We start from the raw sequence: 5,226 nt of genomic DNA on the forward strand, positions 1-5,226 counted from the left end.
TGATTGGTGCCGGCAAGTTCGGTTCGATGGTCCTGGCGCAAGCCCAACGTATAAGTGGCTTGCACATGGTGGCCGTGGCCGACCTCAATGTTGGCAAGGCGCGTGAATCCATGGAGCGCGTCGGCTGGTCCAAGGAACGATATGAGGCGCAGAGCTGCGGCGATGCGCTCAAGTCCGGCAAGACCTTCGTGACTGACGACGTCAACGCCATCTTCTCCTGCGGCGAGATCGAATGCGTCATCGAGGCGACGGGTCACCCGATCGCTGGCACTCGCCATGCGCTCGGCGCGATCGAGAGCCGAAAGCACGTCGTGATGGTGAACGTCGAGGCTGACGTGATGGTCGGGCCGATCCTTGCCGAAAAGGCCAGAGCCGCCGGCGTCATTTACTCGATGGCCTATGGCGATCAGCCGGCACTGATATGCGAACTCGTCGACTGGGCGCGCGCCACCGGCTTCGAGGTCACCGCCGCCGGCAAGGGCATGAATTTCGAGCCGCGTTACCGGTACTCCACGCCGGACACCGTCTGGGGCTTCTTCGGCTGGACGGAAGAAGAAGTCAAAAAGGGCGACTTCAATCCAAAAATGTACAACTCTTTCACCGACGGCACCAAGGCGGCGATCGAAATGGCCGCGGTGGCCAACGGCACGGGCCTCGATTGCCCGGATGACGGCCTAGCCTTCCCGCCGGCCGGCCTTCACGATCTCGCCCGCGTTTTCCGTCCGGCAAGCGACGGCGGCCGCATGGCCCGCTCGGGTCTTGTCGATATCGCCGCCAGCCAGGAGCCGGATGGCCGCGAGGTCTTCAACAACATCCGCTATGGGGTCTTCGTCACCTTCAAGGCGCACAATGAATATGCTCGCGCCTGCTTCAAGCAATATGGCCTGCTAACCGATCCGTCCGGCTGGTATGCCTCCATGTGGCGTCCTTTCCACATCATTGGCCTGGAGACATCGGTTAGCGTGCTCTCGGCAGTGCTGCGCAACGAGCCGACCGGCTCGTCCAAGGAATTCCGCGGCGATGCGGTGGCGACCGCCAAGAAGGACATGCAGCCGGGCGAGATGCTGGACGGAGAAGGCGGCTACGCAGTCTGGGCAAACGCCATTCCGGCGACACGTAGCCTGGACCTCAAGGCGCTCCCGATCGGCCTTGCGCATAATGTGAAGCTGAAGCGGGCGATCAAGAAGGACCAGATTGTCAGCTTCGACGATGTGGAGATCGTCAACGACCTCGACGTCGTAACGCTGCGCCGGGATATGGAAGAGCGCTTCCGCCCCAACCAAGACGCGGCTGCCTGATCGTGCGGGAAGGGGAGGGAGAGATGGAGGCATTCGTCGTCATTGCCGAATTCCGTGTCCGTCCGGAACGTCTTCCTGAGTTTCTGGAAGCCGCCCGCGATGATGCGACCCATTCGGTCGCAGATGAGCCGGGTTGCCGGCAGTTCGACGTGGTTCAGCCCGACGAAGAAGACGGGACCGTGGTGTTCTACGAAGTCTATGACAGTCGTGCGGCCTTCGATGCCCATCTTCAAACACCGCATCTCGAACGGTTCCGCGCGGCGTTCCCGCCCCTCATCCTCGAGGAGCGGCCCGTCCGCTTCCTTCGGCGCCGCTATCCGTGAGGAGGAGAACGCCATGGTCAATGGAGCAAAACGCGTAGCTGTCATCGGTACGGGCATCATGGGAGGCCCGATGGCCGGACGTCTGGCCGACGCCGGCTTCGATGTCACCGCGTGGAACCGCACGCGAGACAAGGCAGATGCGCTTTCGTCCCGCGGTATCGCAAGTGCAAGCACGGCACTTGAAGCAGTAGCCGGGGCGCAGGCAGTGGTCGTCATGTTGAGTTCGGGGCCGGTCTGCGAGGACGTTCTGCTTGGCGGCGGTGGCGTGCTCGCTGCGATGAAGCCCGGCGCGGCACTCGTCGTCATGAGCTCAATTCCGGTGGAAACGGCCGTTCTCATAGGGGAAAAGGCTTCTGCCCGTGGACTTGTCTATAGCGATGCGCCGGTCTCGGGCGGAGAGAAAGGCGCGCGTGAAGGCACGCTCGCGATCATGGCGGGCGGTAAGGCGACAGATGTTGATGCGCTCGGCGATGTTTTTGCCTGTCTCGGCCGAGTGACGCATGTCGGTCCCGCTGGCTGCGGAGCGCTGACGAAGCTCGCCAACCAACTTATCGTCGCCTCGACGATCTGTGCCGTGGCCGAGGCGCTGACACTTGCCGAGCAGGGAGGCGCGGATCCCGCGCGCGTGCGCGAAGCGCTGCTCGGTGGATTTGCCGATTCCACCGTTTTCCGCCAGCACGGCTTGCGAATGGTGACAGGTGATTTCCGGCCGGGAGGGCCGGCGAAGTACCAGGTGAAAGATACATCCACGGCTCTGGCATTTGCCCATAGCCGTGGTTTGAGACTACCGGTTGGCGAGGAGGTCGACCGGCTCTACCAGGCCATGGTCGACAACGGCGATGGCGATCTGGATCATAGCGGAATCATTCTTGAGCTCCGGCGCATGAACAAGACCGCGAAACCGATGGCTTGTGCCTGATATCAAACTTTGGGAGGAATGACATGAAACTGGCAATTATCCGCGGTCTGCTCGCAGCCGCCACCCTCTTCTCCGCCTCGCTCGCCCAGGCTGAAACCCTGACGCTTTCCACACCGGACGCCGATACGTCGGAAATCACCCTTGCGGCCAACAAATTCGCCGAGCTTGTATCGGCCAAGACGAACGGCGAGCTGACGATCAAGGTGTTTCCGAACGGCACGCTCTATGGCGGCGATCCGTCCGCGGGCGTCAAGCAGCTCGCCGGCGGATCCCTCGATATGTTGCTGAACTCGACCTCGCTCTATGCGACCTTCAATCCGAAGTTTACGGCTATCGCCATTCCTTATCAGTTCCGCGATATCGATCAACTGCGCGCCTACCTGGACAGTGACCTCGGCCAGGAACTGCAGGGAGATTTGAGCAAGATCGGCATCCTTGGGCTCGATCTCTGGTCTCGTCCCTTGCGGCAGATCACTAACTCCAAGTTGCCGATTACCTCTCCGGCCGACCTGAAGGGCATGAAGCTGCGGGTACCGAATAATCCGCTCTGGGTTGAGTTCTTTGGTGCCATGGGAGCTGCTCCGACACCGATGGCTTTTGCCGAGGTCTACAATGCCTTGCAGCTGAAGGTCGTCGACGGCCAGGAAAATCCGATCAATGTGCCCGTCAGCGCGCGCCTCTTTGAGGTTCAGAAATACGCAACGATCAGCAACCATATCGCCGACGCATGGGTGCTGGGCATGAATCCGGCCCGCTACGAGGCTTTGAGTGACGGCTTCAAGACCGCCTTGCAGGAAGCCGCGAAGGAAGCCGAAGCCTGGAAAGCTCAAAACGACGCAGCAGACATCGAGAAGTCGCTTGAGGCCCTCAAGGCGAGCGGCATGGAAATCAATGAGCTCACCGAAGAACAGCGCCAGGCGTTCGTTCAAGTCGCTGCCGGTCTCTCCGACAAGTTCTCAGCGCTGGTGAAGGATCAGGCCTTCTTCGATCGCACCAAGTCTTTCGCCAACACGAATTGATACCCCCCGGGGCGGCACTTTGCGTGGGCGCACGGTGCCGCCTAAACGGCTCTGGTCTCATTCTTGAGGAAAGGCATCTTGATGCGTCCTTCTTACAGCTCTTCGCTCGGCACCTTCGTCAGGATTGTCGCCGATGTGGCGGCGGGCGCTGCTTGCGCCGGTATTCTGATCGTCGTCCTTGTACAAGTCGTCGGCCGACTTGCCGGGCATCCTTTTCCCTGGACGGAGGAGGCGACGCGCTTCCTGTTTATCTGGATGGTCTTTCTCGGACTTGCCGCCGGTTTCAGAACCGTCGAGAGCGCGCGCGTCGTCGTCTTTCTCGTTCTGGCACGGCGTCTCTTCCAACATCTGGCAGTCCCGATCTATGTCGTGTCCTCCGTCTTCTTCTTCGGGTTGATGGGATGGACCGGGCTGACGCTGGTGCGTCAGCAAATCATGATGAGTGAAACTGCTGCCACGCTGCCCATTCCGATGTGGGTTATCGGCATGGTGATGCCGGTATCCGCCGTGATTGCGATCCTGGCAATCCTGGAATCGCTTCGCAGTCGGCGCGAACTCATCGCTCTCCCCGAACTTGGCTTGCCGGCGAACGAAAGCGCCCATGCCGACATCTCGATTTCAGCGGGACACTGATCCATGTCGCTCTTTCTTCTCATTTCCTTCTTCGGCCTGAGCATGCTCGGCATACCGCTCGCCGTGGCCTTGGCGCTCGCCGGTGTTGCAACGCTCTGGCTCTTCACGTCCATGCCCTTGGATCTGCTGTCGCAAACCATGTTTTCCTCGATGAACTCGTTCCTGCTGGTGGCTGTGCCTCTCTTCATTCTGGTCGGTACCGTCATGGAACGGGGCCGGGTCGCGGAGCGCATCTTTGACTTCGCCGAGGCGATGGTTGGCTGGCTTCCCGGTGGGCTCGGCCACGTCAACGTGATCTCGTCGGTCATATTCTCCGGCGTTTCCGGCTCGTCAGTCGCTGATATCGCCTCGGTCGGGGCAATCGAGATCAAGGCGATGGAGCGGCACGGTTTCCCCAAAGGGTATGCAGTCGGCATGACGCTGTGCACCGCAACGCTGTCGTCGATCATCCCGCCGTCGATCTTGGTGGTCATAGCGGGCTCCATCGCGAACGTGTCGATCGGCACGCTTCTCGTGGCCGGTCTCGTGCCCGGCCTCTTCATCGCCTTCGCCTTCCTGATCTTCAATCACTTCTATTCTGTCTATTATGGCTACAATCCGCCGACGCCGTTCAATTTCCGGCTGGTCGTCGTGACGGGACTGCGGGCCATTTTGCCGATGTTAACGCCGCTCATCCTCATCATCGGCATTGCAAGCGGGTTGTTTACGCCAACCGAGGCGGCCGCCATCGCCGTCGTTTACGTTGCCGTGCTCGGTCTCCTGGTCTACCGGACCTTACCGTTGAGCGAGATTCCCGAAATCCTCATCTCGACTGCGCGTATTTCCGGCACGATCCTGTTCATCGCCGCGACTTCGCAACTCGCCGCCTGGATCTTCACCTTTGACGGTCTGCCGGAAAAGGTGGCCGATCTCTTGCAGGCCATGAGCCTTGGACCGATGACAGGGATGCTGGTGATCTTCGTGTTTCTCTTGATCATCGGCATTTTCATGGAGGCGATCCCGGCCATGTTCATCCTCATTCCGGTGCTCATGCC

6 protein-coding genes are annotated in these 5,226 nt (G+C 60.6%); all 6 read left to right on the plus strand.

Features of this window, described 5'->3' with window-relative positions; all coding sequences use genetic code 11:
- On the plus strand, window positions 1–1,298 hold a 1,298-nt coding region (locus ACQ5BM_RS34470), incomplete at its 5' end, for an NAD(P)H-dependent oxidoreductase (protein WP_429820813.1).
- Window positions 1,299–1,321: 23 nt separating this feature from the next.
- On the plus strand, window positions 1,322–1,621 hold the full coding sequence (locus ACQ5BM_RS34475; protein WP_429820815.1) for a putative quinol monooxygenase: 300 nt from the start codon (window positions 1,322–1,324) through the stop codon (window positions 1,619–1,621).
- 13 nt (window positions 1,622–1,634) lie between these two features.
- The gene (locus tag ACQ5BM_RS34480; protein ID WP_429820817.1) at window positions 1,635–2,540 is read left to right on the plus strand and encodes an NAD(P)-dependent oxidoreductase; all 906 of its coding nucleotides are present in this window, start codon (window positions 1,635–1,637) and stop codon (window positions 2,538–2,540) included.
- A 23-nt stretch (window positions 2,541–2,563) separates the two neighbouring features.
- Window positions 2,564–3,559 (plus strand): DctP family TRAP transporter solute-binding subunit, encoded by a 996-nt coding sequence (locus ACQ5BM_RS34485; RefSeq protein ID WP_429820819.1) that lies wholly within the window; start codon window positions 2,564–2,566, stop codon window positions 3,557–3,559.
- Window positions 3,560–3,640: 81 nt separating this feature from the next.
- Window positions 3,641–4,192: a TRAP transporter small permease gene (locus ACQ5BM_RS34490; protein ID WP_429820823.1), complete on the plus strand. Its 552-nt coding sequence runs from the start codon at window positions 3,641–3,643 to the stop codon at window positions 4,190–4,192.
- A gap of 3 nt (window positions 4,193–4,195) precedes the next feature.
- The coding region (locus ACQ5BM_RS34495) for a TRAP transporter large permease (RefSeq protein WP_429820821.1) at window positions 4,196–5,226 on the plus strand (1,031 nt) is incomplete at its 3' end.

This window comes from Ensifer sp. B1-9, from assembly GCF_050474445.1.
In the GTDB taxonomy this organism is placed as follows: Bacteria; Pseudomonadota; Alphaproteobacteria; order Rhizobiales; family Rhizobiaceae; genus Ensifer.

Coding starts and splice junctions, on each gene's coding strand:
- ACQ5BM_RS34475 (WP_429820815.1), top strand. CDS start 1,322: ATGGAGGCATTCGTCGTCATTGCCGAATTCCGTGTCCGTCCGGAACGT.
- ACQ5BM_RS34480 (WP_429820817.1), top strand. CDS start 1,635: ATGGTCAATGGAGCAAAACGCGTAGCTGTCATCGGTACGGGCATCATG.
- ACQ5BM_RS34485 (WP_429820819.1), top strand. CDS start 2,564: ATGAAACTGGCAATTATCCGCGGTCTGCTCGCAGCCGCCACCCTCTTC.
- ACQ5BM_RS34490 (WP_429820823.1), top strand. CDS start 3,641: ATGCGTCCTTCTTACAGCTCTTCGCTCGGCACCTTCGTCAGGATTGTC.